Origin of the sequence: Bacillus sp. SIMBA_031 (assembly GCF_046535225.1) — a bacterium.
In the GTDB taxonomy this organism is placed as follows: domain Bacteria; phylum Bacillota; class Bacilli; order Bacillales; family Bacillaceae; genus Bacillus; species Bacillus velezensis.
Genome location: NZ_JAWRXC010000008.1, coordinates 27,604 through 53,598 on the forward strand (window position 1 = coordinate 27,604; position 25,995 = coordinate 53,598).

A 25,995-nucleotide genomic window follows, 5' to 3' on the forward strand; every position below is an offset into this window, starting at 1 on the left:
CCCTATATTTGATTTGCGATCGGCATTGACGGGTTGGCGATCTGATCCTGATCGCTCACGTCAGGGTCAAGATGGCCCGAATTCAAACATCCGGCGGCCGGCGAAAAATCCCCTAAAGAAAAGTTCGCGCCGACAAATTTGCTGTTGGCGGTGTGGCTGTTTTGTACGGTCTGACCGATATCGACGTTTCCGTTTTGCGTTGCTCCGTTTACTTTTATATTGACGACGTTAATTTGGTAAGGCATTCATAAAAACCCCTTTAATCTATAATGGGCGGCACCGGCGTAATATTTGCGGTATCTGCGGTTCCGATGGCTGTCTGGTCGTTGACATCAGGATCATTTAACAAGTTCTCCATCATCGATTCTATAGGTGACGTATCGCCGAATGAAGAGTTCAGTCCTTGTGATTTGTTATTTGTGGTGGGACTGTTGTATGCCGCTTCCCCAATCGTAATAGATCCGTTGCCAGAAATACTGTTAATCTTCAAATAGTACAGGTTGATAACAGTGGATGGCATCTCTTCACACCTCTTTAACTTAGTTGTACAGTACTGTATGCTTTTTGTGCTCCTGTTGTGAATTCCGCCCGGACATGTTCCCGATAAAACAAGAAGTCAAGGCCCGGTTCCGGCGGGGCTTTTTTTGTTTCAGGGTCTTTCGCAGTATATTTGTGATGAAAGCGCTATAAAAATAGATTGACGACATGTATATACATCATTACAATAGAGTCATAAACATGTATATACAAGTTCGCAAGACAAAATGAAAACGGTTACGGAGGGGTTGGCATGGGTGAGTTTAACCGGGCTGCGCGGCAGATCGCTGAAGCTGTCGGCGGAATCGAAAATATTGAGGCGGCGACTCATTGTGTGACGCGTTTGCGGTTTGCATTAATAGATGAAACCAAAGTAAACCAAAAAATGCTTGATGCAATAGACATTGTCAAAGGATCTTTTGCGGTAAACGGGCAGTTTCAAGTCGTGATCGGGCAGGGGACGGTCAACAAAGTATATGCGGAATTAGTGAAGGAAACGGGGATGGGTGAAGCGTCCAAGGATGACGTGAAGAAGGCGGCAGCGCAAAAAATGAATCCTTTACAGCGTGCTGTGAAAACGCTTGCGGACATCTTTATTCCGATCTTGCCGGCGATCGTCACGGCCGGGCTGTTAATGGGTCTGAACAACATTTTAACGGCGGAAGGCATTTTCTACAGCGCCAAATCGATTGTCCAAGTATATCCGCAATGGGCGGATCTCGCCAATATGATTAATCTGATCGCGGGGACGGCTTTCGCTTTTCTGCCGGCTTTAATCGGCTGGTCGGCAGTGAAGCGGTTCGGAGGAAGCCCGCTTTTGGGCATCGTGCTCGGGCTGATGCTGGTGCATCCTGATCTGTTAAACGCATGGGGCTACGGGGCTGCCGAGCAGAGCGGCGATATTCCGGTGTGGAACCTGTTCGGCCTTGAGGTGCAGAAAGTCGGGTATCAAGGTCAGGTGCTTCCGATTCTGCTGGCGTCTTATTTACTTGCCAGGCTTGAGCTCTTTTTGACGAAACGGACGCCGGAGGGCATTCAGCTGTTAGTCGTCGCGCCGGTGACGCTTTTGGTCATCGGTTTTCTATCCTTTGTCATCATCGGTCCGATCACCTTTGCGATCGGTAACGCGCTGACTGCGGGATTGATTGCCGTTTTCGGCCAATTCTCCGCCATCGGAGGCCTGCTGTACGGAGGGCTGTATTCGGCGCTTGTGATCACGGGGATGCACCATACGTTTCTCGCGGTCGATCTTCAATTAATCGGATCAAAGCTCGGCGGCACATTTTTATGGCCGATGCTCGCATTGTCAAATATCGCTCAAGGATCGGCGGCTTTGGCCATGATGCTGATCACAAAAGATAAAAAACAGCGGGGGCTTTCACTGACGGCCGGCATTTCCGCATATTTGGGCATTACCGAACCGGCGATTTTCGGCGTGAATCTGCGTTACAAATTTCCGTTTGTGATCGCCATGATCAGCTCGGGAATCGCGGGGATGTTCATCTCCGTCAAAGGCGTTCTCGCAAGCTCGGTCGGAGTCGGCGGCGTGCCGGGGATCTTCTCCATTATGAGTCAGTACTGGGGTCCGTTTGCGATCGGAATGCTGATCGTGCTGATTCTCCCGTTTGCGGGAACATACGGGTATGCGCGGCTGAAACGGCAAAAATAAAAAACCTGCGGGGCGCCTTCTATCAGGCTGTCCCTTTTCCCTTTCAATTCAAAACATTACAGGCGGTGAAGAAAAATGAAAACAGACAGCACACCATGGTGGAAAAAGGCAGCGGTATATCAAATTTATCCGAAGAGCTTTAATGATACGACGGGAAACGGGATCGGTGATCTGAACGGCATTATCGAGAAGCTTGATTATTTGCAGAAGCTTTTGATTGATGTCATTTGGCTTACGCCGATTTACGATTCGCCGCAGAATGACAACGGTTATGACATTCGCGATTACTGCACCATTTATGAAGAATACGGAACGATGGAGGATTTTGAACGCCTTCTCGATGAAGCGCACAAAAGAGGAATCAAGGTCGTCATGGATCTTGTCGTAAACCATACATCAGTCGAGCATCGGTGGTTCAAAGAAGCGGTCTCGTCACCCGACAGTCCGTATCGGGATTTTTACATTTGGAAAGACGGAAAGGAAGACGGCCGGGCGCCGAACAACTGGGAATCAAAATTCGGCGGTTCCGCTTGGGAGCTCGACCCGGCGTCAGGCCAGCACTATCTGCATTTATTTGATGTGTCGCAGGCCGATTTGAACTGGGAAAATGAAAAGATGAGAAAAAAGGTCTACGACATGATGCATTTTTGGTTCCGGAAAGGGATCGACGGCTTCCGGCTGGATGTGATCAACCTCATTTCTAAAGACCAATCGTTTCCTGATGCCGAGGATGGGCGTGACGGCCGCCCTTATTATACGGACGGGCCGCGCGTGCACGAATTTCTCCATGAGATGAACCGGGAAGTGTTTTCGAAATATGACAGTATGACGGTCGGGGAAATGTCCTCGACAACGGCTGACCACTGCATCCGGTACACAAACCCTGAGAATAAAGAACTCGATATGACCTTTAACTTTCATCATTTAAAAGTGGATTATCCGAATGGTGAAAAATGGGCGCTCGCTCCGTTTGATTTTCTGAAGCTGAAACGGATTTTAGCGTTTTGGCAGACGGAGATGCAAAAAGGCGGAGGCTGGAACGCATTATTCTGGTGCAACCATGACCAGCCGCGGGCCGTATCCAGATACGGAGACGACGGCGTTTACCGGACGAAATCAGCCAAAATGCTGGCGGCGGCCATTCATATGATGCAGGGCACGCCTTACATTTATCAAGGTGAGGAGATCGGCATGGGCAATCCGAAGTTCGATGACATAGGCTCATACCGCGATGTCGAATCATTGAACATGTACAAAAAGATGAAGGAAGAGGGCGTGCCCGAAAAAGACATTATTGCCATTTTAAAAGAGAAATCAAGAGACAATGCAAGAACCCCCATTCAGTGGAACAGCGGGCCGCACGGCGGTTTCACGACGGGCACGCCTTGGATTCCGTCGGCGGATGATTATCGGGACATTAACGCGGAAGCGGCTTTGCGGGACCCGGATTCAATTTTCTACCATTATCAGAAGCTCATCAAGCTCAGAAAGGAATATGACATCGTGACTGAAGGAACGTTTGAGCTGCTCGCTGAAGACGATCCGGCAGTTCTGGCGTACGTCAGACACGGCAAGGATGAAAAACTGCTGTGCATCAACAACTTCTACGGGAAAGAAGCGGACTTTACGGTTCCGCTTAAAGACACGGACGGCTGGCGGTTTACGGTGCTGCTGACGAATGATGAACCGAGGGAAGGGCGGCCGGAACGATTGACGCTCCGTCCGTATGAATCGATCGTTTATCATCTGACAAAAGCGTGATACACTAATCTGGGTGGTCAAATGAAAGTGAATAAATACATCACAATCTATAAAGATATGGTGCGGCAGATTGAAAGTGGCCAGCGGAAGGCTGAAGACGTTCTTCCGTCTGAAAATGATTTGTGCGATCAATACGGCACATCACGAGAAACCGTCCGCAAAGCGCTCAATATGCTGGCGCAAAACGGCTACATCCAGAAAATCAAAGGCAAAGGCTCCGTCATATTAGACAGAGAAAAAATGCGTTTTCCCGTCTCAGGCCTGATCAGCTTCAAAGAGCTTTCGGAAACGCTCGGAAAAGAGACGAGAACGACGGTTCACCGTCTCGGGCTGATCCTGCCTCCCTCAGAAGCCGCAAAAGAGCTTGGTACAGAAGCGGATGAAAAGGTGTGGGAAGTCGTCAGATCAAGACGGATTGACGGAGAACATATTATTTTGGACAAGGATTACTTTGTAAAAAAACACGTGCCTCTATTGACGAATGCGATTTGTGAAGATTCGATCTATGAGTATCTCGAAGGAGAGCTCGGCTTGTCCATCAGCTACGCGCAAAAGGAAATTGTCGTGGAGCCGGCGGGGGAAGAGGACCGGAAGTATTTGGATCTCGGCGGATTCAGCCATATGGCGGTCGTGAAAAACCGCGTCTTTTTGGAGGATACCAGCCTCTTTCAGTACACGGAAAGCCGGCACAGGCTCGATAAATTCCGTTTCGTCGACTTTGCGAGAAGAGAAAAATAAAAACGGACTGCCGCGGCAGCCCGTTTTTTTTGTCAGTATCAAAATGAATACTATCCAACAAAAATGTGCGTACTGGTACTTTCAAAAATAATGGCTACAATAGTACATAACGATTGAAAAGGAGAGATCATGAATGTCAGATAAAAAACAGCAGATCATCGAAGCGTATCAATTCAGACACGCCACAAAGGAATTTGATCCTGAGAAAAAAATTTCAGAAAGCGATTTTGAATTCATTTTAGAAACGGGAAGATTATCCCCAAGCTCGCTCGGTTTGGAGCCTTGGAAATTTGTCGTCGTTCAAAATCCGGAGCTTCGTGAAAAACTCCGCGAGTTCACATGGGGCGCGCAAAAGCAGCTGCCGACCGCAAGCCATTTCGTACTTCTGCTTGCCCGGACGGCAAAGGATATCCGTTTTGACGCCGACTATGTCAAAAACCACCTGCGGGAAGTCAAAAAAATGCCGGAAGATATGTATGAAGGCTATATCAGCAAAACGGAAGACTTCCAGAAAAATGATTTCAATCTGCTTGAATCAGATCGCGCACTGTTTGACTGGGCATCCAAACAGACTTACATCGCCCTCGGCAATATGATGACAGCCGCTGCGCAGATCGGAATCGACTCCTGCCCTGTAGAAGGCTTCAACTACAAAGAAATTCACCGGATTCTTGAAGAAGAAGGGCTTCTGGAAAACGGAAGTTTCGACATCTCTGTTATGGCCGCATTCGGCTACCGTGTCAGAGACCCGCGCCCGAAAACAAGATCTGCCTCAAAAGACGTTGTAAAGTGGGTATAAGATAAAAAAAGCTGCCGGGCGTGTTCCGGCAGCTTTTAATGTTTATTTGGTTTTGCTAAAAAACAGGCGGTGATCCAGGACGTAACGGGAATGATGATGCCGATCCCGATTCCGGCACAAAGAATGGTGACGGCTTCCGCACTGAATACTTTTGAGTTCACTATTTTTTCAGCTGAGTATGATAAGTCTTTAAACCAGATAATTAAAGCCAAATAGCTGCCGAAAAAAGCAAAGAATAACGTATTCGTATTCGTTCCTAAAATATCTCTCCCGATGCTTAATCCGAATGTGTATAGATCTTTTCTGCTCATGGACGGATTATGACTGTAAATTTCCCGCATGGGTGAAGTAATGGAAATCGCGACATCGGTAATCGCCCCTATCGTGCCCATGATGATCATAGCAGCGGTAACCTTCACAAAATCCACCCCGACAAACAGTGTGAATATGCCGATATCACCCAATTCTTCTTCACCGAATCCCTGAATCGAAGTATGTTTTGTTACGGACATAATAAAAAACAGCAGCAGTACAATCGTCAGCATTACAGAAATAAAGGCGGTTACGGTTTTGACGTTTCCTCCATTAATATAAAAAAGAGTAATGCTGCAAATCGCGGCTGAAGAGAGCAATGTTAAAACAATCGGATTGATATGCGGGTCTGTCATGAAAATGATGGTGAGAAAGAGAACGCCGAAATTTAAGAATAACGCAATAAAAGACCTCGCTCCTTTTTTTCCGCCGATGATGACCATCAATAGAAATAAAATCGCCGCGAGAATTACGATGACATTCATGAGCTTGCCTTCTTTCGTTTAATAAAAAAGATAGAAGCATACAGACTGGCGGGTATAGCTAATACGATTCCGATCCCTCCGGCCAATGCTCTGGCTATTTCCAAGGAAATGTTCATAGAAAGAGTGAATCCTATCGGGGAATCATTTTTCAAATACAAAAGCATCATCGGAATAGAGCCGCTTATATAAGCAAAAAACAGAATGTTGGTCATCGCCCCCATGATGTCTTTTCCGATCTCCATCCCTGAACGTCTGAGAGCTTGTAATGAGATACCCTTGTTTTCTTCATATAATCCGAAGACAGATGACGTCATGGTAATGGCTACATCCATGACCGCTCCCAGTGATCCGATAAATACCCCGGCCATGAACACCGTGTGATAAGGGCGGGTTAAATACTGCATTTCCTCATATCTGAGGCCTTTCTCTCCGGTTGCCAGCATCACCAGATACGTAATCAGCAGGGAAACGAAAGTGCCTGCGAGCGTCGCGGCAATGGCGGCGTATGTTTTCGCGTGAAAACCGCTGACAAGCAGCAATGAGATAACAGTAAAGATGAGAATACAGATACCGCAGATGAAAATTAACCCTATATTAGGATGCTTCCGGTACAAATCTAATGCAAACGACAGTAAAACGGCGTTAAACATCAGGCTGACGATCGAAAAGAAGCCTTGTTTTTTGCCGACGATAAGCAAGGTGAAGATGAAAACCCAAGCGATCAGCAAAAGCTGTTTATCCCGTTTTTTATCTATAATGCTTCCCGATATATCCTTGTTTGATGGTTTCCCTTTATCAATAGAAACGAATACTTCATCGCCAATCGAATATTTCTGATCATTCGCTCCGGATGATGAATACTGATTGGACAAATGAATGAGCTGTCCTTTCTGACTGCCGTTTTCAAGTCTGGCAGTGATCGTCTGATTGAAAATCTTATCTTTGTTTTTATGCATGTCCTGTACGTCAGACTGATGTTCCAATGTTGTTTTCGTCACTTTGGCAATCGGCCGCTCATAAAAAGAAGCGTTGTGAGTGACGAAAATGAGCGAGCTGATAAAACAGAGCGCTGTTATCACGTAAAACAGCTTTTTCTTGTAAGACATGCGGTTTCGTTTGTTTCCTGTTATCTTCAAAAAAAGTCCTCCAAACAGGCGGCGCCGTGTGAAAGAGAGGCCCTGCCGTGAAGTGTTAAACGATGCGGATGCAGTCTTTCGCGAATAACGGTCATATTTTATCACTCGGCCGTACGGCTGTCGACTCAGAAGGGGACCGAGAGAAAAAGCTCCCCTGATTTCAGATCAGGAGAGCTTTTGGGATGAACCGCCCGATAAAAGCGGTCTTTTTACGCTTCGTTCACTTTTTTTGCTTTTCTTCTTTGATGCAGATACAGTGCCGTTCCGAGCGCGCTGATGAGTAACCCGGCAAGAAGGATGGAATACATCGTTGTGGCCGTATCAGGAAGCAGGCCGCCCGGCGATACCCCGTCCTGCGCAGGGCCGGATGACGGTTTTTGTCCGCTTGGCTGCTTTCCGGAGCCGTGGTCTCCGCTTGTCGGCGGCGCGCTCTTCGTGTTTGCGTTTAATATGGTGTATTCACTGAAATGATTTGTATAGCCCGTGACGAGATCGTGTGAAACCGAACCGTTGTCTGTTTTTGTATAGACGTTCTTTTTCCGGTCTACATGGTAAATGCCGGGCTGTTTCGCCTTTTTCATATTCTCAATGCGCAGGGTGAGTTTTACCGGCGCTTTGAATGTTTTGATGTCTTTGTTTTTCTGCTTCATTGTAAAGTCGTATACATTTGAAAGCGCCCCGCTAACTTTTCCTTTCGGCGTCACGCCGAATCGTGTATCAGCTGAAGCAGCGTTTGTCATCGGCATTTTCATGCTGAACTTGTCATGCAGGATCGTAAGGGAAGAATCCGATGTTCTGTCCTTTAACAGGCCGATTTGTTTTTTGGTCACGCTGAGATCAATCGGCTTTTTGGCGCCGTCATTCTTATCGTAATACACGATCGGCGTGTTGGCGTTTTTGGCATAGACGGCAAATGCGCTGTCATCTTCAAGCGTCCAGGAGCCGTTTTTTTGTTTCGTCGGCAGGTACACTTCCTGCGCGCGGCCGTCAACTTTCGGTTCCACCGCTTTTCCCGCTTTTTCAAGCTGCTCGGTGAAGACCTCATAGTCGACAAAGCCAAGGTCTTCTTTATGGGACGCTTCGTTAAAGACGGAATATCCGTCTCCGCCTTCACCGACAAAGTTACTGGTGGCGACTCTGTATGTCTTCTTATCAGAAATCGGCTTTACGCTGCCGTCATCCTGTACGGCCGCAGCTTGAAGAACGCGGTGTCCCGGCTTTTTATTCAGTGTAAACGTGTATGTTAAACCGGCAACTTGAGGGAAGGCGCCGCCTTGAGCCTCAATTCCGCTTACCCCTTGTTCCAAGGCTTGTTTGATCTGTTTTCCGGTTAAATCCGCGACGTAAAGCGTGTTGCCGAACGGCATCACATTCAGCACATCGCCGAGTGTGATGTCTCCTTTATCAATGCCCGCGCGGATGCCGCCCCCGTTTGTGATCGCGATTTGGGCGCCGGCCGCTTCCTTCGCTTTTTGAAGCATGCCGTCCGCGATGAAGTTTCCGAGATTGGTTTCTTTGGAGCGGACATGCTCGCGCTGGCCGTCAAGTGCGACCTTCGTTGAGCCGACTTTTTCATTTTTGACTGAGACGAGCTCTTTTTTAAACGGATCAAGCTCTTTTTTCAGACCCGGGTCTTCTTTCGTCTGCTCGTTCACCGGCAGCGCTTGAAGAGAGGATTGTTCCGGCAGAACGACGCCGTTTTTGTCAAATGCGACATCGACACGGCCTAAATATTCGCCGTATTCTTTTGCCTGGGCGACGATGGTCGGCTCTTCGTCTTTAACAATTTCCATTTTATCTACAAGCGTATGCGTATGTCCGCCGACGATTAAGTCGATGCCTTTTACTTTTTTGGCGAGATCGAGATCACGCTGATGCCCGATATGGGTCAGGGCGATAATTTTATTGACATGTTCCTTGTTCTGTATTTCTTTTACCGTATCTTGTGCGGATTGGAAGGCATCATGAAAGACTATGCTTTTTCCCGGGCTTGATGTGACGGACGTATCTTCTGTCGTTAAGCCGAATACGGCGACTTTTTCTCCGTTTACATCAAGCAGAATGTATGGATAGATGCCTGCTTTTTTCTTTTTCCCTGCCGTAAATGTGTCTGCTTTTTTCATGAATGGTCTGAGTTTTGACTCTTTGGACACATCGACATTTGAGCTGACGAGCGGAAAGTCAGGCGCTTGGAAATTGTATTTTCCGGACGGGTCCGCCGCGCTTCCGTTACCGCTCAGGAAGCTGGCGAGAGCACCCGGTCCTTTATCAAACTCATGATTTCCGAAGGTCATGGCGTCGTAGCCCATGCTGTTCATCAATTTTAAATCAGCCAGCCCCTGCCACTTTGTGAAATAGAGATCGCCTGAGAAAACGTCTCCCGCATCCAGTAAAATGCTGCGGTCGGTTTCGCTTCTGATTTCTTTGATTTTCGTCATCCGCCTCGCCGCGTTATCAAGGTGGGCGTGCGTGTCGTTTGTATGCATAACGGTGAGTTTCCATGCATCATCTTTCGGCGGATCTGTGCCCGGTTCATCATCTTTGAATTGGAGCTTGTACTGTCCGTAGCCCGCGTTTTGTGATTCACCGATATAGGCGACGTCATCTGCGCGATCGGCAAACGGCTTTGCGGCCAAGGAAGATTCAAATGTCAGGTTTGTCCCTTTGACCGGAAGGATGGACCAGTTATGATCAGCCTGCGGATTAATCGTTTTCTGCTGGATGATGTAATCCATTAAGACCTGCCTGTTCTCATCGGCAGAAGAGTATACGATTTTATCATTGCTTAAGTGAGGGAATCCTCCGCCGCCTGAAGCGCGGTAATTATTTGTGACGATCAGAAATTCCTGCTTGGCGCTGACGGGCTTTCCTTGATAAGAAAGGTTGACGATCCGGCTTGCATCGGGATGAATGACTGTTCCGTTTTCGTTGTATTTCGCCGGTTTTGTGACATCGACCTGATAGGTGACACCGTCAATGACATCAAAATTGTATGAGCGGTAGGCGTCATTTAAAAGCGCTTGGCTGCCGCCTTTTGCCTGATCGATCTGATTAAATTGCCCTGCGGACATTTCGAGCCAGTCTTTCACTTCGCTTCCGTTCAGCTTGACGATCTGAACCGTGTTGTCATACAGGTACAAATCGCCGATGTTTTTGATGGCGAGGTCGCCAGCGGAAATGTTTGTATAGTAATTTGAGCCGTTCCGCCCGCCGGCTTTAAACGGGGCGCCCGCCGAGAGGATAGGCAGATCTTTGTATTCCGTATCCTTCATCTTATTTTCGGCGTACCATTTTTGTGCATCCGTTACGATTTGAATGGACGGATCATCTTTGACTTGGGCGAAGAAACTGTTGATATCGGCTTTTGTCTGGCCGACGGGTTCTCTGATGTATTTCAAAGTGCCTTCGTGCGCTTTTTTGACGGTATTGACGACGGTTTCGTTTTCCGACGTCACATTGCCGGCAATCGGCTCGATGCTTCCCTTTGCATCTTCGACATGCCACGCGCTGTCTGTTTTTTCAAGCCGGAGGTCGATGACGCCCGCATATTTGCCCCAGCTGCTTGACATAACAACGGGGATGCCGTTAATCGTGCCTTTATCGACGTCGAATTGATCAGCGCCTTTGTATTCGGCATCAGGGAAAAGCCCGTGCTGATGGCCGGATACGATCGCGTCAATTCCGCCGACTTTCGTTGCCAGGTCAAAAACGGCGTTTTCCGCTCCGGAAGACTGTGCTTTTTTTTCGATGCCGCTGTGGGCGAGGGCGATGACGATATCGGCTCCTTCAGCTTTCATTTTCGGAACGGTTTTCTTTGCGGATTCCACAATGTCTTCGACCTGAACGCGGCCTTCGAGATTTTTCTTATCCCACGTCATGATTTGGGGAGGAACAAAGCCGATGTAGCCGACTTTTATCTGATGCTTGCCGCCGTTTTGATCCGTGACGGTTTTGTCTTTTATGACATAAGGCGTATAACGGTTTTCGCCGCTTAATGTTTTCACATTGGCGTTGACGATCGGATAATCAGCGCCTTTGATTGTCCCGTCCAGAAATTCAAGCCCGTAATTAAATTCATGATTGCCGAGTGTTCCTGCGTCATAATGCAGACTGTTCATCACTTCAATGATCGGATGGGTCTTTGCGCCTGAAATGATATCATTTTTCTCATATTTTACGGCGTATTCTCCGAGGGGATTCCCCTGAATCAGGTCTCCGTTATCGACAAGCAGCGTATTCGGGTTTTCGCGCCTGTGCTTCTCAATAAGCTGAGCCGTTCTGGCCAGCCCGAATTCCGTTGTCGGTTTGTCGCTGTAGTAATCGTAGTCCATCATGTTAGCGTGAACGTCAGTTGTGGCTAAAATGCTGAGATTCACACTGGAGGATTTGTTTTCTTCTGCTTTAATGGGTGATGTTGGGAGGATTAGACTAAGTATCATAACTAGGGGCAGCAGAATACGGAGTGTCATATTGACGCTGCATCGTCTTTTCTGTATTCTCACCTGTTCTCCACCTTTCAACAAATTTTGTCATGCAGTACCATTGTAAGAATATTTTGTGAAAGTTCATATAGATTTCATGATGATTCTTGTAAAAAGATGAAAAATGAGGATAATGACCTATGTAAAACGGATGAGCGGCAAACGCGTTACCTATGTTTGATGTTAGTGTGGCTGGGGTACATAGATTTATGTAGACTTCATCAAGCAGGAGGTAGTAACTATGGGTAAAAAAATTGCAGTTGTATTAACGGATTATTTTGAGGATGTCGAGTATACTGAACCTGCGAAAGCTTTTAAAGATGCGGGTCATGAATTAACCGTAATTGAACAGGAAAAAGGAAAAACAGTCAAAGGCAAACAAGGGGAAGCGGAAGTGAAAGTGGACGCGTCCATCGATGATGTGAATCCGAAAGACTTTGACGCATTGCTGATCCCGGGCGGATTCTCTCCTGACATGCTGCGTGCGGATGACCGTTTCGTCCAATTTGCCAAAGCGTTTATGGATGATAAAAAACCGGTGTTCGCCATCTGCCACGGACCTCAGCTTCTTATCAACGCGAAAGCATTGGACGGGCGCAAAGCGACAGGATTTACTTCTATCCGAATCGACATGGAAAACGCGGGCGCGAATGTTGTGGATGAAGAAGTCGTCGTCTGCCAGAACCAGCTGGTCACAAGCCGCACACCGGATGACATTCCGGCATTCAACCGCGAATCATTAAAACTGCTTGCGTAATATAAAAGCGGAGCGCCGTATCAGGCGTTCCGCTTTTTTTGTGAAGATTCCCGGATGACCAGCTCAGGCGCCAGAATAATGCGTTGTTTTTTGTGCTGGGAATTGGTGATTTTATGATGCAGCAATTGAGCCGCTTCTTTTCCTGACTGCCGCGGAAAGGAAGAAACGGTTGTAAGCGGGGGATAAGAAATTTCAGCTTCCGGCACGTTATCAAAGCCGACAATGTCAATATCTTCGCCCGGAACGAGCCCGGCTTTTCTGATCCCTTGCATGACGCCGAACGCGACCAAATCACTGAAGCAGAAAATCGCGGTCGGGCGCTCAGACCGGCGGAGGAGCTCCGTCACGGCTTCACAGCCTGCTTCGCGGGTCGGCGCGCTGTCAATGACATAGTCATTTTTTACTTCCAGATCCGCTTCACGGAGCGCTTTTTTAAACCCTTTCATACGCTTCGTCCATGTTGATGAGTGCTTCACGCCGCCCAGAAACGCAATCTCCTGATGGCCTTTCTCAATGAAATGACGCACTGCCTTATAGGTGCCTTCCTCATAATCGGCTCCGACAAAATCACAGTCGGCATCGGCAATCTCCCTGACGGCGAGCACGACCGGAATGTCAAGCTGCTCAAGGCGGGAAAGGGTTTCCTCAGCCGTACCTGAAACCGGACACAAAATCAATCCGCCGACCCTGTGCTCCAGCATGGTCGAGATCAGCTGCTCCTGCTTGGCGACGGAATCAAATGTCGTGCCTAACAGCACCGTTAATCCGACTTCCTCAAGCGTATTCTGAACGCCGATCAGAAACTCTGAGAAAAACGTATTGGAAATGTCAGTGATAATCAATCCTACTGTTGTAGACGTCTGTGATCGTAAATTCGCGGCAACCCGATCATATACGTACCCCAGTTCCCGCATGGATTGCAGCACTTTCTCACGGGTCGCTTCGGAAATTCGCGGATTATTGCGGACGATTAATGAAGCGGTGGATGTTGAGACGCCGGCATGCTCAGCGACCTGCTGCAATGTCACCCGGCGTTTTTTTTGCTGTTTCATACGTCGCATTCCTCACTTGGTTTTTATTCGTTACATCCATTATAAGCGTTTTGGCGGCTGAGAAGAAAGAGAGAGGGGGAGAAAATGATAAAGCGCCGGAAGACGGATTGTCCTTCGGCGCTTCTGTCACAATAGGTTATTCAAACATTTGCTCTTTAATATACTGAACCGGCATTTCACGGCCTGTCCAATATTCAAAGGCCATGGCGCCCTGCCAAAGCATCATGCCGAGGCCGTTAATGGTGTTGCAGCCGGCCGCTTGAGCTTGTTCAAGCAATTTCGACGTAACGGGGTTGTAAACGACGTCTGTCACTATCAAATCAGGACGGAGCATGGATGTATCTTCAATGACGCTCAAGCCTTCAAGCGGTTTCATGCCGACACCCGTTCCGTTTGTGAAAATATCGCTTGAAGCGATTTCAGCACGCAGCGCATCTTGATCTTCGAGGGGGAAGACTTTCGCTTTGCAAGAAGATCCCTTCATTTCTTCATTGATGATGCGGACGTTTTCTTCCGCTTTTTCGAAAAACGCGTCATTGCGGGCGAAAATAGAGATTTCTCCGAGGCCTTCCAATGCGGATTGAATCGCTATCGGAGTGGCGGCCCCGCCGGAACCGACCAGCGTCATTTTTTTGCCTGTGATATCGATGCCGTGTTCTTTTAAGTTGCGGACGTATCCCATACCGTCAGTGGAGTGTCCGATCAGCCTGCCGTTTTCATTAACGACTGTATTCACCGCGCCGGTGAATTTCGCTGAATCCGCGAGTTCATCGAGGTAAGGGAGAATGTTCATCTTGTTCGGCATCGAGACATTGAAGCCTCTGACGTTTAAGGCGCGCATTCCCGTTACCACATCTTCCAGCTGTTCATTGCCGACTTCAAACGCGAGGTAAGCGTAGTTCAATCCTAATTTTTTAAACGCCAGGTTGTGCATCGCCGGAGATAAAGAGTGTCCGATCGGTGTCGCGAATAATCCGATAAGCTGAGTTTTTCCGTTAATCCGTCCTAATTCTTTCTTCATGATGTATTCCTCCGTTAGTCCATTCATTTGTTTTTCATCCCGCTTTGAGGGCAGAAAAACGCTGATTACATATGTTTATTTAAAATGCTGAGTACGCTGCGCAATTCTTCAACGGGAATCTGTCCGGGCGCTGATGCTTCTTTGCCCGCGCCGAACGTGCACGCTGAGCCGAAGACTTCGCCGGCCAGGCGGCTGATCAGGCCTGTCCCCGCCATTGACATTGTGATGATCGGCCGGTCTGCGTATTGTGTTTTCATCGTGTGAGTGGCATCCAATAAGACGAAAACATCTTCAGTGCTTTGCGGCATTACCGCGATTTTCGGAATGTGCGCGCCGTACGCCTGCATGTTCCGCAGCCGGGAAATGATTTCTTCTTTTTTCGGTGTCTGATGAAAATCATGATTGGACATGACGACATATACGCCGTTGTCTTCAGCGGTTTTCACAATTGATTTGACTTCCGCTTCTCCCGTAAACAACTCAACGTCTGCAAGGTCAATGTGTTTTGTTTCGATGGCGGTTTTAAGCAATTCAATGTAAAAGCGGTCATCAATAACTTTATTTCCGCCTTCTTTATGAGTTCTGAATGTGAAAAGCAGCGGTGTTGCGCCTGCGGCTTTCCGCAGCTTTTCAAGCATGCCTATTACGGCGTCCAGGCTGTCAACATGCTCATATACATCCGCCCGCCACTCAATGATATCCGGGCGAAGCCTGTTGACGGCTTCAATTTCTTCGAGCAGTTCTTTCTCTCCGGCCGCCATCAGCGGCACAATGATCTTCGGAAGCCCTTCGCCGATGACCGTGTTTCTGATCGTGATAGATTGCATGATAAATCCTCTCCCTTAAAAAATAGTCAGGCTTTCATCACTTGCTTAAAGCGGATTCCGATAAACAATGCGAGAAGGGCGCTGACGGCCGCAATTCCGATATCAAGCAGAAAAACAGGCGTCAGGCCGGCCGCTTTGGATATCGCTCCCGTTACAAGCGGAATGACAATAAAAGATAAGCTTGATGCTATATTAACAAAAGATGTGATCGTACCTTTATTTTTAGGGAATAAAACAGCCATAACCGTCATCGCCAATTGCAGAATGCCCGCAGTTGAAAGTCCGATGACAAAGGAGCTGATGACTGATACGGCCGGCTGATGAATGAAAATCAGAGCAAGCAGCGCGATTGCCGCGATCACAGGGTACAGCACCATTACCGTAATCGGCTGAATCACTCTGTTTAACAGCACGGCCAGCAATAATACGGACACAAGCGCACCGATGCTGTAATAGCTCAACAATTTGACGGCTTGCACCTCAGGCATGCCCAAAACGGTTTGCCCGAACTTAGGAAGCCATACTTGAACGAGCATAAACAGCGCCGTAGATGAAAAGCCTAACAGAATGATCGCAAGGCCTTCGCGCCATATCGACGGCTGTGATGTGAACGCGTCATCAGACGGAGAGGCTTTCGTCCGGCCGCCGTCTTCTTTTTGCTTATGATTCGGAAACGGAACTTTCAACAGGAAAAAGCCGTTCAGAAAGAAAATAATGCCCGGTACGAAAAACGTCCAGCCGTAAAACAAATGCCTGTCCGCAATAAACGCGATAAAAAACGGAAGCACCGTCGCGCCGATGGATACAAACGCTTTGATTAACACGGTTGCAGAGCTTGCGTTTTTCGGAAATCCTTCAATAAGCGCCGGATATGTCCCGGAATCCAAAAAGGAATTGGCGATCCCGGCGAAAATGGCGAAGATAAACGCGGCCGTGTAGTTTGTCGAAAGCGGAATTCCGATTAGGAAAATCAGATACAGAAAGGCGCCCGACACGATAAACGGCCGTCTCCCGAACGTATCCGAAAGCTTCCCGGCAAAGAGAAGCGAAATCAGCTTCCCGATCCCGATGGCAGAGACCAAATAGCTGACCCCGGCTGCGGATGTATGAAGCTGTTTTGATAATGCCTCCATATTGGATGCGATAATAATATTGATCATGCCCAGCAGGAAATAGTTAATATAAAGACCCGCTGCCATTTTGGTGTATATGTTTTTCATGATGACATCCCCTAATGCGGTTAATAAAGAATTAAATTATTTTTTAAATTGATAAAAGCGCAGCACCATTCCCCTTTATTGAACCACTGCCTTTCTTTGAAAACTGTTTGATAAAACGGTTGCAGAGACAAACTTGAATAACGCTGATATCACAGTGAGTATATCGTTCTACTAAATAAAAAAAGATAAGGCGGCCCGCTCATTTAGTATATCGTTCTACCAAGTTCACAGTTACTATACTCCTTCTTTTTATATGTGTCAAACCGATGAACTTTTATTTTTTACTTTTTTAAATCAAAAAAAGACCCGCCGTTTTTCGGCAGGTCGGACATGGGTTTATTTTCTGAGAGAGGCGAGCTCCTCGGCAATGGCCTGCATTTCACTCGGGCTGAATGATGCTTTTTTCATGACCATTTGATGAAGGTATGTAAGATCTTCTATTTTTTCATCACTGAAATCTTCCGCTCTGATGACACCGACATTGAGCATGTTGAGCTTTTGCGAAATGTCTTCAATCATTTTGTTTAACGTTTCTGTTTGTTGGCTCGGCAAATTCATGCATCCTTTCATGACCGTTTTCGTACCCTTTATTCTAACAGAATTCATTTAGAATAAAAGCTTATTTCCACAGCCGCAGAAAAGTTGCTAAGATGATGATAAGGTTTTTGATCCGCAAAATGCGGGGAAAGAATAGGGAGGTTATTGATATGATACATGTGCTGTTTGTCTGTCTGGGAAATATTTGCCGGTCGCCTATGGCAGAGGCGGTATTTTCTGATATGGTGAAGAAAAACGGGCTGAACGGGCAGATTAACATTGATTCAGCGGGAATCGGCGCCTGGCATGCGGGAAATCCGCCGCATGAAGGGACAAAGGAGATCCTAAAGAAGAAAGGGATCAGCTCAAGCGGCATCACGGCGAGGCAGGTCCGTGAGTCTGATCTGACCGATTTTGATTACGTCATCGCGATGGATGCAGAAAATATCGGACATCTGCGCAGCATGGCCGGTTATAAAAAAGCGGCGCCGCGTATTGCAAGGCTGCTTGATTATGTACCGGAGTCGGACCTTGCGGACGTGCCCGATCCGTATTATACCGGGAATTTCAGCGAGGTGTACGCTTTGGTCGAATCCGGGTGCCGTCATTTGCTGGAGACAATAAAGAAAGACCATCATTTATAAGGGGGATTGACCGATGAAGCATACACGCATCATGACAAAAGCGATTCTGATCGGCGCTGCCGCCGGCGGAGCACTGTCCTTATTACATAAGCCGACGAGAGAGGGATGTTTCCGGAACATGGACGCGTGCAGGCGCCGTGCGGCATTTTACCGAAAACATCCTGAAGCCCTGAAACAGCAGGCTTCTGCAAAACTGGATCAAGTGAAAATCATCGCCAATAGCGTATCGGAAGATCTGAGTTTTTTAAATGGGCAGATCACCAAGCTGAAGCAGACGACGCCGCAGGTCATTGACCTGTTAAAAGAAACGAAGGAGCATTTTTCGAAAAACGATCATTGAGGTGGGATGTCATGGGTTTTATAAAAGAGCTGTTTGCAAGGTTTTCACTGCATGAAGGACAAAGTAAATCGGCGGAGCTGGCGTATTTTTTCCTGCTGTCATTGTTTCCGTTAATGATTTTCATGCTGACGCTCACCGCCTATCTTCCCATATCGGCAGAAGACGTGCTCGGGGCGGTCGATCAATACGCGCCCGACAGCGCCATGTCCATGGTGAAATCCATAACGGAGCAAACGCTGAACAAGCGCAGCGGCGGGCTTTTGTCATTCGGGATTATCGCCGTCATCTGGTCGGCTTCGAATGGCATGAACGCGATTGTCAGAGCATTTAACCATGCCTACGAAGTCGAGGAAAACCGCTCATTTATCATCATTCGCCTGACCTCAATTTTTTTAACCATCGCGATGGTGGTTACGATTTTAATCGCACTGCTTCTGCCGGTGTTCGGCAGAGAAATCGGAATGCTGGCCGCAGATTTCATCGGCGCCTCCGGCCTGTTTTTGCAGGTGTGGTCGGTTGTCCGCTGGGGTATCAGTCCGCTTATCCTGTTAATCGTGTTTACCGCGCTTTACATTTTCGCGCCGAATAAAAGGCTTTCCCTCCGTTTTGTGCTGCCGGGAGCCGTATTCGCGGCAGCCGGCTGGATTATCGTCAGTATGCTGTTCTCATTTTACGTCGGCACCTTTGCCAACTACAGCGCCACATACGGGAGCATCGGGGGAATTATCGTCCTTATGATCTGGTTTTACCTTACGGGAACACTGCTGATTTTAGGAGGAGAAATCAACGCGCTTTTACATAAACGTAAAAAGCTTCCTGATGAAAATCCGTACCGCGGGAGCAAGCTATAGAGGAACGGAGACGTTCAAGCTGAAAAACGGAGGGGAATCGATTATGACCAAGCATACGAAAAAAGGCGGAAGCCATAATAAACAAAACTCAAAAAACGGCCCGAAGAATAAAACAAGCGGAAGCGCTAACGGGCAGAACGGATACCACTAGAAAGAAGCCGCCTGACTTAGATCAGGCGGCTTTTTTTATGAGGCCGGAAAAGAATGGGATTCGGATGCGGGACTGTGCTTTGTTTTCCCGAAGACGAGCGCAAGCCAAATACAGACCAGAATCACCGTAATAAAGTAAAACAAATTGGCGCTTTCAAACCGCTGCATATACCAGCCGCCCGCCACCGGGCCGATCATGCTGCCGAGGCTGAAGGAAATGCCGCAAAGCAGATTGCCCGCCGGCAGCAGATGGGACGGCAGCAGGTCGCTCATATAGCTGATGCCGAGGGAAAACATACTGCCGACCGCCATTCCCGCCGTGAAAAAGCAGCAGCCGATGACAGAAGGCGACGGAAACAGTCCGGCCGTCAAAAAGCAAAGGGCACCCGTTAATAAGATGACGAGCAGGACACGTTTTCTCCCGAATCGATCGCTTAATAAACCGAGAGGGAACTGGAATACAATACTTCCGATGGCAAAAGCGGGCAATATCAGCGCGACGGCATCGACGGATATGCCTAAACGCAGGGCGTACACGGGAAAGCTTCCGTTCAGCGCCGTTTCTAAAAAACCGTACCCGAAAGCCGGGAGAAAAGCGACCCAGCCGAAAAGAAGAGCGCGGTAAAACCGTTTTGCGCTGTTGTCCCCGGATGTTTCATCCGGACCTTGCGCCGGGTACTCATTACGTAAGACAAATACAAACAGCCAGGCGGCAAGACTGATACAGCCGGATACGATAAACGGAAGGGACGGACTTGTTTTCACAAGAGGGACCATGAACGGACCGACAGCGAATCCAAGCCCGAAGGACAGTCCGTACAGCGAAATGTTTCTTCCTCTGTTTCGGGGCGTTGACTTTGACGTCACCCACGTTTGGGTTGAAAAATGCAGCATATGATCCCCGATTCCGATAAAGAGCCGAAGAAAAAACCATAACCATATGGATTGAAGCCAAATAAAACTGAATAAGCTGATGATAACAAGAAATCCGCCCATGACCATAAGAGGTTTGAATCCGAGTTTTCTCAGCGGCGCTTCCATAAACGGCGACGCCAGGAGCACACCGATATAAAGGCCGGTTGCGTGAAGTCCGTTTATGGCTGCTGATTCTCCGTTCGTTTCAAAAATGACGGAGATCACCGGCAGAAGCATGCCTTGGGAAAATCCGGAGATGGAAACAAGCAGAACCAAAATAAAGAAGTACAGTCGTGACATCGCGTATTTCTCCTTCTTCAGTATCTTTCTTGATCGTACACGGATTTGCTGCGTCCGGCAACCTGAAAATGCCAATTCGGGCTGCCGCGGAAGTGTAATTGAGGGAGTTTTTGAGAAGGATATAAAAAGACTCATTCGAAAAAAGGAGCCAGGCAGATATGAATCGGATTTTTTTCTTTACGGCTGCGGCGGGAGTGCCGCTTTCAGTCATCGGCGGCCTGATGCACTGGCCGTCAGCGGTTTTGTTTATTATTTATTGCTTGACGATTATTGCGCTTGCAAGTTATATGGGGAGAGCGACTGAATCTCTGGCCATTATCGCGGGACCGCGGATCGGCGGTCTGCTGAATGCCACGTTCGGCAATGCGGTAGAGCTGATTATATCGCTTTTCGCCTTAAAAGAAGGGCTTACGGGCATCGTGCTTGCTTCACTGACCGGTTCGGTGCTCGGCAATCTTCTGCTCGTCGCGGGATTGTCGTTTTTTATCGGCGGTTTGAAATACAAGCGGCAGGAATTCAATATTCATGATGCCCGGCATAATTCCGGCCTGCTGATTTTTGCCATTATCGTTGCTTTTGTCATTCCCGAAGTGTTTTCCATGGATATGGGGGAAAAAAACAAGCTTGATTTGAGTGTCGGCATCAGCATCATCATGATCCTTTTGTACGTGGCAGCTCTTTATTTCAAGCTCGTCACCCACCGCGGTGTTTATCAGCCGAATCAGCCGGAGGCAAAGGTAGAAGAGGAGCAGCCTGAATGGTCGGGGAAAAGAGCGACAGCCGTCTTATTTATTTCAACCATTATCGTCGCCTACATATCTGAAAACCTTGTCCATACGTTTCATGCGGTGGCTGAACAGTTCGGCTGGAGCGAGCTGTTTATCGGAGTGATTATCGTCGCAATCGTCGGAAATGCCGCAGAGCATGCGTCGGCGATTATTATGGCGTACAAAGACAAGATGGATGTCGCCGTTGAAATCGCGGTAGGCTCGACTTTGCAGATCGCCATGTTTGTGGCTCCGGTTCTTGTGATCTGTTCCATCTTTTTTCCGGTCAATATGCCGCTTGTATTCACATTGCCCGAGCTTGTCGCGATGATCTCATCCGTCCTTTTGATGACGATGATTTCAAATGACGGTGATTCGAACTGGTTTGAGGGGGCTACGCTCCTTGCCGCTTATGTCATCATGGCGATCGGTTTTTTCCTGCTTTAACCTGTAAAAAATGCGGATAACAACGATTGCGGAGGAAAAGACTAAAGGAAAATGCTATAGAAAGAGTGATATGATGAGAAAGCTGTTTCATGCCACACTGATTCTGCTGTTATCCTTTAGTTTTTTCGCAACGCCGTCTGCCGGTGCAAAAAAACCGTTTAAAGTTCCCAACTCTGTCGTAAGCATTTCAAAGGAAAATACGTATCCGAATGCTTCACAGGATCAGCCGATGCTTCAGCCGAGCAAACTGGCGAAGGAATTGTTAGATACATCCGAGATCAACATCGAAAATCCGCATCTGATAAAGATGCTGAATGAATCCTCGGTTTCCGGTTCACCGCTTGCCATCGGATACCGGGCGACAATATTTCTCGGGAAATGGGCGCTTGGCTATCAATCGAACGAAACGGTCGCCAACTGGGAATATAAAAAAATCAACACGAACAGAGCGGATAACCGGGGCGGGCAGCAAACCGCGGTTATCTCATACGCCCAAGAGCAGCAATACAAAATCAAAGGCGGGCTCACAGCGAAGGTGCCGAACGCAGAAGATGTAAAAAGCATGATGATGCAAAAAGCGATGAAGAAAACAAAACTGCCGCTCGCGTTTGAAACGGTCATCGGCGCAGGCACAAAACGCGATCAAACCTACAAAATTTCTCCGCAGCGGCTCGGCTACCTGCACGCCTACGCTCCGGCCGTTAATGAAAAAGGAAAAGTAACATACGGTGAAGTGTATTTGGTGCTGAAAGGCAGCAAGCGGAAACTTGTCGTCAAAAATGTGACTTCGCAAGGAATCGGGGCTTGGATTCCGGTGCAGGATCACGTCACATTCGGTTTTCAAATGACAGCGCAGCCGAGATAAATAAAAAAAGCTGATTCCGGTTCGGGAATCAGCTTTTTTGTGTGTGATACATTTCCTCAAGCAATTGCACATTGTTGTTGTACAGCTCCCGGGCAAGAACGCGTCTCACCGCAAGGCTCACCGAGAAGTATTCTGTGTCTTGAACCATGCCTTTCACTGTAAATTCAATGCCTCTGGTTAATTTGTTCAGGCTCATGATTCCATGCACTTGAAACGGCTCCGTCGCATTGAGAAATTCATCCCGCTTCAGTGAATCGCGAAGCTCATCATTGAGCATGTCGCAGGCTTTTTCTAACACGGCATATACCCGCTCGGGATCTTCCTTGTAACTGATCACGACGGATTCGGTAATCCGCATAAAATCAATGTTATAGTTTTGAAGCTGTCTGACCTCACCGTTTGAAATGGTAAGCAGCTTGCCGGTCCACTCACGGATCTGAAGGGAACGGAGTCCGATTTCTTCGACTGTGCCGTTGAACAGATTGTTAATCGTCACGTAATCGCCTTTATGAAGCTGGCGTTCGTATATTAAAAAGACACCGGCCAAAATGTCCTTGATTAACGACTGGGCGCCGAAACCGATGACGATACCGGCAACACCCGCCCCGGCTAAAATTCGGCCGAAATCATGAACGAATAAAGAAATGACGTAAAAGATAAAACCGATCGTCGCCGTATACTGGGTGATGGACCGGACGAGGCTTTCAATCGTTTTCCCTTTCCGTTCCTCTAAGAAATCCGTGCGTTTAAATAACACCTGGACAAAGCGGTTGATCAGAAAAACACCGGCGTAAAGCACGAGAGCGACGATGATGATCTCAACCACTTTGCTTTTCAAAATGTCCGTAATTGTCGTTTCCATCTTCTGTTAACCTCTGGCTTTTCGTAATGAAAAATCCGTGTCCTGATAATAACTGTTTTTGACAAGGACGTTCGGGCCGAGGCACCGGACGTTTGTGCAGCGGCAGTTCAGCTCTTTGCTCAGCTTCGTCTGTCTCCACTTGTCATATGCTTCAGGAAGGCTGTCTGTTTTAATATTGCCGAGCGGCGGTGTATCGCCGAAATCCGTGACAATGATATTTCCGTCAAAAATGTTGACATTCAGGCGGGAGCGGCCGTCAGGGTCGTTTCGCACCGTAACGTTTTTCGCTTCCCGCAGGCGGCGGAGGAGCTTCTGGTCTTCTACATCAGGGCTGCATGCGTAAAACGGGAGCGTACCGAACAGCATCCATGTCTCTTCATCGCGAATGTCGAGCAGATGATGAATGGCCTGTCTCATGTCCTTCAGGCTGAGTGATTCAAGCGCGCTGGCGAAATCACTCGGATACATCGGATGGACTTCGTGCCGCTGGCATTTCATTTCTTCGGTAATTTGCCGGTGAATATGTTCAATATGCGGCAGCGTCCGTTTGTTCAGCATCGTTTCCGCTGAAACCATTACGCCTGCTTCGACCAGCGTGCGGCTGTTTTCAATCATTTTGTCAAAATAGCGCGCCCGCTGTTCAAATGTCGGTTTCTTCTCCATCATCGCAAATCCGATGTCGGCAAAGTCCTCGACCGTTCCCCAGTTGTGAGAAATGTGAAGAACGTCCAAATAAGGAATAATCCGTTCGTAGCGCCCGATATCAAGCGTCAGGTTTGAATTGATCTGGGTGCGCACCCCGCGTTCATGCGCATATTTTAAAAGCGGGACGACGTATTCCTTTACCGATTTCAGCGAAAGCATCGGTTCGCCGCCCGTAATGCTGATAGAGCGTAACAGAGGAATTTCATCAAGCCGCTTTAATAAAAGGTCGATCGGCAGCGCATCCGGGTCTTTTGGCTGGAGCGTGTACCCGACGGCGCAGTGCTCGCATCTCATATTGCACAAAGTCGTCGTTGTGAATTCAACGTTCGTCAGTTTCATATCTCCATACTGGTCGACATCCATGTACGCTTCCCAAGGATCGTACTCCGGTGTGATCGGACGCAGTGTTGTGTTTTGTGTCATGACTATCTAACTCCTTTATAAATGGGGCATACTAACGTCTGCCAACTGTTAATTTTAGACCTGATCTGCCAAGATCGCAAGTAGCGGAACCATTGAAAAACGGCAAAAAATACGCTACCATTATAAAAAATGAATGGAGTGGAAGTATGGGGAATGCAGTAAACAGCAAAGATCAGCAGCTCGATTACCTGAAGAACAGACTCGATATGTTTATGAATGTCATTGATTCATTAGACCCTGAATCAACGGACGTTGAAGATATAGACCGGCTCATCGGCATGCTTGATGATCTGGAAGCAAAATACGAACGCTTTAAAAAGGATTGGGAATAAACCCCGGGCGGATGCCGGGGTTTTTCTTTTTCCATAATGCGGCTGTATAAAAGGGCAGGGCCTACTGCAAAATAAGGAAAAATGCAGAAGGAGTGCTGGTCATGAAATGGTTTTGTTCAATTTGCTGCATGGCCGTTTTACTTGCGGGAGGCATCAACAGTGCAGAAGCCGTGCCGAATGAACGGATAAACTGGGGCTTTAAACGCAGCGTCAATCATCAGCCGCCGGATGCCGGCAGACAGCTGGACAATCTGGTCAAAAAATATGATGCCTTTTATTTGGGCAATACGAAAGAAAAGACCATCTATTTAACGTTTGATAACGGATATGAAAATGGGTACACCCCGAAAGTGCTTGATGTGTTAAAAAAACATCACGTCACGGGCACTTTTTTTGTCACGGGTCATTTTGTGAAAGAGCAGCCTGATTTGATTAAACGGATGTCAAAGGAAGGCCATATCATCGGCAATCATTCTTTTCATCATCCTGATCTGACGACAAAAACGGGCGATCAGATTCAAGACGAACTCGATTCCGTCACGGAAGCTGTGTACAACATTACCGGAAAGCGGGACAACCTGTATCTCCGTCCGCCGCGCGGCGTATTCAGCGAATATGTCCTCAAAGAAACGAAGCGCCTCGGCTACCAAACCGTTTTCTGGTCCGTCGCATTTGTCGACTGGAAGGTTAACGAGCAAAAAGGGAAACAATATGCCTATGATCACATGATAAAGCAGGCGCATCCCGGCGCGATCTACCTTCTTCACACCGTTTCAAAGGACAATTCAGAAGCTCTGGACGATGCCATTACCGATTTGAAAAAAGAAGGCTACACGTTTAAAAGCATAGATGACCTGATGTTTGAGAAAGAAATGAAGCTGCCGTCTTTGTAACGGGAAGCGCCTCATCATATAGTCTTATCTTGATGCAGGCGTCAAAACCCTTACGCCATAAACATCACTGAGATGAAACCTGCTCCCAGTTAAAGGGGGCAGGTTTTTTTTGCCCCTCTAATTAAGAGATAGTTAAGAAATAGTTAATCCCCAGTTAAAAACGCATTCC

General features: G+C 47.8%; 26 protein-coding genes. 13 read left to right on the plus strand and 13 right to left on the minus strand.

The window, feature by feature from the left end:
- Positions 1-2 precede the first annotated feature (2 nt).
- The gene (locus SB724_RS16815; protein ID WP_003155595.1) at positions 3-245 is read right to left on the minus strand and encodes a spore germination protein; all 243 of its coding nucleotides are present in this window, start codon (positions 243-245) and stop codon (positions 3-5) included.
- Between the two features lie 14 nt (positions 246-259).
- Positions 260-520, minus strand: a complete 261-nt coding sequence (locus tag SB724_RS16820; protein ID WP_007408496.1) for a spore germination protein — start codon at positions 518-520, stop codon at positions 260-262.
- A gap of 270 nt (positions 521-790) precedes the next feature.
- Here SB724_RS16820 and treP point away from each other — a divergent pair, with 270 nt between their 5' ends.
- The 4 genes from treP to SB724_RS16840 all read left to right on the plus strand — a co-directional run bounded on the left by treP (position 791) and on the right by SB724_RS16840 (position 5,504).
- Positions 791-2,206 (plus strand): PTS system trehalose-specific EIIBC component, encoded by a 1,416-nt coding sequence (gene treP, locus SB724_RS16825; protein ID WP_021493878.1) that lies wholly within the window; start codon positions 791-793, stop codon positions 2,204-2,206.
- A 75-nt stretch (positions 2,207-2,281) separates the two neighbouring features.
- Positions 2,282-3,967 carry an alpha,alpha-phosphotrehalase gene (gene treC / locus SB724_RS16830; protein WP_130571746.1) on the plus strand — a complete coding sequence of 562 codons (1,686 nt, stop codon included), beginning with the start codon at positions 2,282-2,284 and terminating at the stop codon, positions 3,965-3,967.
- 21 nt (positions 3,968-3,988) lie between these two features.
- Positions 3,989-4,705, plus strand: a complete 717-nt coding sequence (gene treR / locus SB724_RS16835; RefSeq protein ID WP_410572025.1) for a trehalose operon repressor — start codon at positions 3,989-3,991, stop codon at positions 4,703-4,705.
- Between the two features lie 133 nt (positions 4,706-4,838).
- Complete coding sequence (locus SB724_RS16840) at positions 4,839-5,504, plus strand: NAD(P)H-dependent oxidoreductase (protein ID WP_029974056.1); 666 nt, start codon at positions 4,839-4,841, stop codon at positions 5,502-5,504.
- 35 nt (positions 5,505-5,539) lie between these two features.
- Here the strand turns inward: SB724_RS16840 and SB724_RS16845 are convergent, their stop codons facing one another.
- The 3 genes from SB724_RS16845 to SB724_RS16855 form a co-directional block, all read right to left on the minus strand.
- The gene (locus tag SB724_RS16845) at positions 5,540-6,301 is read right to left on the minus strand and encodes a YibE/F family protein (protein ID WP_410572027.1); all 762 of its coding nucleotides are present in this window, start codon (positions 6,299-6,301) and stop codon (positions 5,540-5,542) included.
- A complete protein-coding gene (locus tag SB724_RS16850; protein WP_045206975.1) occupies positions 6,298-7,437 on the minus strand; it encodes a YibE/F family protein in 1,140 nt (379 codons plus the stop codon). Before SB724_RS16850 ends, SB724_RS16845 begins: the two co-directional genes overlap by 4 nt.
- A 209-nt stretch (positions 7,438-7,646) precedes the next feature.
- Positions 7,647-11,939 (minus strand): multifunctional 2',3'-cyclic-nucleotide 2'-phosphodiesterase/3'-nucleotidase/5'-nucleotidase, encoded by a 4,293-nt coding sequence (locus SB724_RS16855; protein WP_410572029.1) that lies wholly within the window; start codon positions 11,937-11,939, stop codon positions 7,647-7,649.
- Positions 11,940-12,159: 220 nt separating this feature from the next.
- On the opposite strand from SB724_RS16855, the gene SB724_RS16860 reads away from it, so the two are divergent.
- A complete protein-coding gene (locus tag SB724_RS16860; RefSeq protein ID WP_003155578.1) occupies positions 12,160-12,675 on the plus strand; it encodes a type 1 glutamine amidotransferase domain-containing protein in 516 nt (171 codons plus the stop codon).
- 20 nt (positions 12,676-12,695) lie between these two features.
- Here SB724_RS16860 and SB724_RS16865 read toward each other — a convergent pair whose 3' ends face one another.
- The 5 genes from SB724_RS16865 to SB724_RS16885 form a co-directional block, all read right to left on the minus strand.
- Positions 12,696-13,727, minus strand: a complete 1,032-nt coding sequence (locus SB724_RS16865) for a LacI family DNA-binding transcriptional regulator (protein ID WP_007408503.1) — start codon at positions 13,725-13,727, stop codon at positions 12,696-12,698.
- A 136-nt stretch (positions 13,728-13,863) separates the two neighbouring features.
- Positions 13,864-14,748 (minus strand): shikimate dehydrogenase, encoded by an 885-nt coding sequence (locus SB724_RS16870; RefSeq protein WP_003155575.1) that lies wholly within the window; start codon positions 14,746-14,748, stop codon positions 13,864-13,866.
- 65 nt (positions 14,749-14,813) lie between these two features.
- The gene (aroD, locus tag SB724_RS16875) at positions 14,814-15,575 is read right to left on the minus strand and encodes a type I 3-dehydroquinate dehydratase (RefSeq protein ID WP_080130738.1); all 762 of its coding nucleotides are present in this window, start codon (positions 15,573-15,575) and stop codon (positions 14,814-14,816) included.
- A gap of 26 nt (positions 15,576-15,601) precedes the next feature.
- Positions 15,602-16,795 (minus strand): MFS transporter, encoded by a 1,194-nt coding sequence (locus SB724_RS16880; protein WP_265973517.1) that lies wholly within the window; start codon positions 16,793-16,795, stop codon positions 15,602-15,604.
- Positions 16,796-17,131: 336 nt separating this feature from the next.
- Positions 17,132-17,347, minus strand: a complete 216-nt coding sequence (locus SB724_RS16885; protein WP_003155571.1) for a DUF1128 domain-containing protein — start codon at positions 17,345-17,347, stop codon at positions 17,132-17,134.
- 155 nt (positions 17,348-17,502) lie between these two features.
- Here SB724_RS16885 and SB724_RS16890 point away from each other — a divergent pair, with 155 nt between their 5' ends.
- From SB724_RS16890 to SB724_RS16905, 4 genes are read left to right on the plus strand one after another with little or no spacing between them, the layout of a single operon-like run.
- On the plus strand, positions 17,503-17,976 hold the full coding sequence (locus SB724_RS16890) for a low molecular weight protein-tyrosine-phosphatase (RefSeq protein ID WP_044802008.1): 474 nt from the start codon (positions 17,503-17,505) through the stop codon (positions 17,974-17,976).
- Between the two features lie 13 nt (positions 17,977-17,989).
- Positions 17,990-18,316: a hypothetical protein gene (locus SB724_RS16895; RefSeq protein WP_265973518.1), complete on the plus strand. Its 327-nt coding sequence runs from the start codon at positions 17,990-17,992 to the stop codon at positions 18,314-18,316.
- 11 nt (positions 18,317-18,327) lie between these two features.
- Entirely contained in the window at positions 18,328-19,167 is an 840-nt protein-coding gene (locus tag SB724_RS16900; RefSeq protein WP_032872320.1) for a YihY family inner membrane protein, read from the plus strand.
- On the plus strand, positions 19,136-19,318 hold the full coding sequence (locus tag SB724_RS16905; protein WP_023356781.1) for a hypothetical protein: 183 nt from the start codon (positions 19,136-19,138) through the stop codon (positions 19,316-19,318). Before SB724_RS16900 ends, SB724_RS16905 begins: the two co-directional genes overlap by 32 nt.
- 35 nt (positions 19,319-19,353) lie before the next feature.
- Here SB724_RS16905 and SB724_RS16910 read toward each other — a convergent pair whose 3' ends face one another.
- Positions 19,354-20,532 carry an MFS transporter gene (locus SB724_RS16910; RefSeq protein WP_029326001.1) on the minus strand — a complete coding sequence of 393 codons (1,179 nt, stop codon included), beginning with the start codon at positions 20,530-20,532 and terminating at the stop codon, positions 19,354-19,356.
- A gap of 158 nt (positions 20,533-20,690) precedes the next feature.
- On the opposite strand from SB724_RS16910, the gene cax reads away from it, so the two are divergent.
- Entirely contained in the window at positions 20,691-21,746 is a 1,056-nt protein-coding gene (gene cax, locus SB724_RS16915; RefSeq protein ID WP_007610064.1) for a calcium/proton exchanger, read from the plus strand.
- A 70-nt stretch (positions 21,747-21,816) separates the two neighbouring features.
- Positions 21,817-22,611, plus strand: coding sequence for a YfkD famly protein (locus SB724_RS16920; protein ID WP_094031586.1), 795 nt, complete (start codon positions 21,817-21,819; stop codon positions 22,609-22,611).
- A 28-nt stretch (positions 22,612-22,639) separates the two neighbouring features.
- Here SB724_RS16920 and SB724_RS16925 read toward each other — a convergent pair whose 3' ends face one another.
- Positions 22,640-23,473, minus strand: a complete 834-nt coding sequence (locus SB724_RS16925; protein ID WP_410572035.1) for a mechanosensitive ion channel family protein — start codon at positions 23,471-23,473, stop codon at positions 22,640-22,642.
- Between the two features lie 6 nt (positions 23,474-23,479).
- Positions 23,480-24,601: a radical SAM/CxCxxxxC motif protein YfkAB gene (yfkAB, locus tag SB724_RS16930; RefSeq protein WP_410572037.1), complete on the minus strand. Its 1,122-nt coding sequence runs from the start codon at positions 24,599-24,601 to the stop codon at positions 23,480-23,482.
- A 146-nt stretch (positions 24,602-24,747) separates the two neighbouring features.
- Here yfkAB and SB724_RS16935 point away from each other — a divergent pair, with 146 nt between their 5' ends.
- Positions 24,748-24,933 carry an SE1561 family protein gene (locus SB724_RS16935; protein WP_003155558.1) on the plus strand — a complete coding sequence of 62 codons (186 nt, stop codon included), beginning with the start codon at positions 24,748-24,750 and terminating at the stop codon, positions 24,931-24,933.
- A gap of 101 nt (positions 24,934-25,034) precedes the next feature.
- Positions 25,035-25,826: a delta-lactam-biosynthetic de-N-acetylase gene (gene pdaA / locus SB724_RS16940; RefSeq protein WP_014417202.1), complete on the plus strand. Its 792-nt coding sequence runs from the start codon at positions 25,035-25,037 to the stop codon at positions 25,824-25,826.
- Positions 25,827-25,995: the final 169 nt, after the last annotated feature.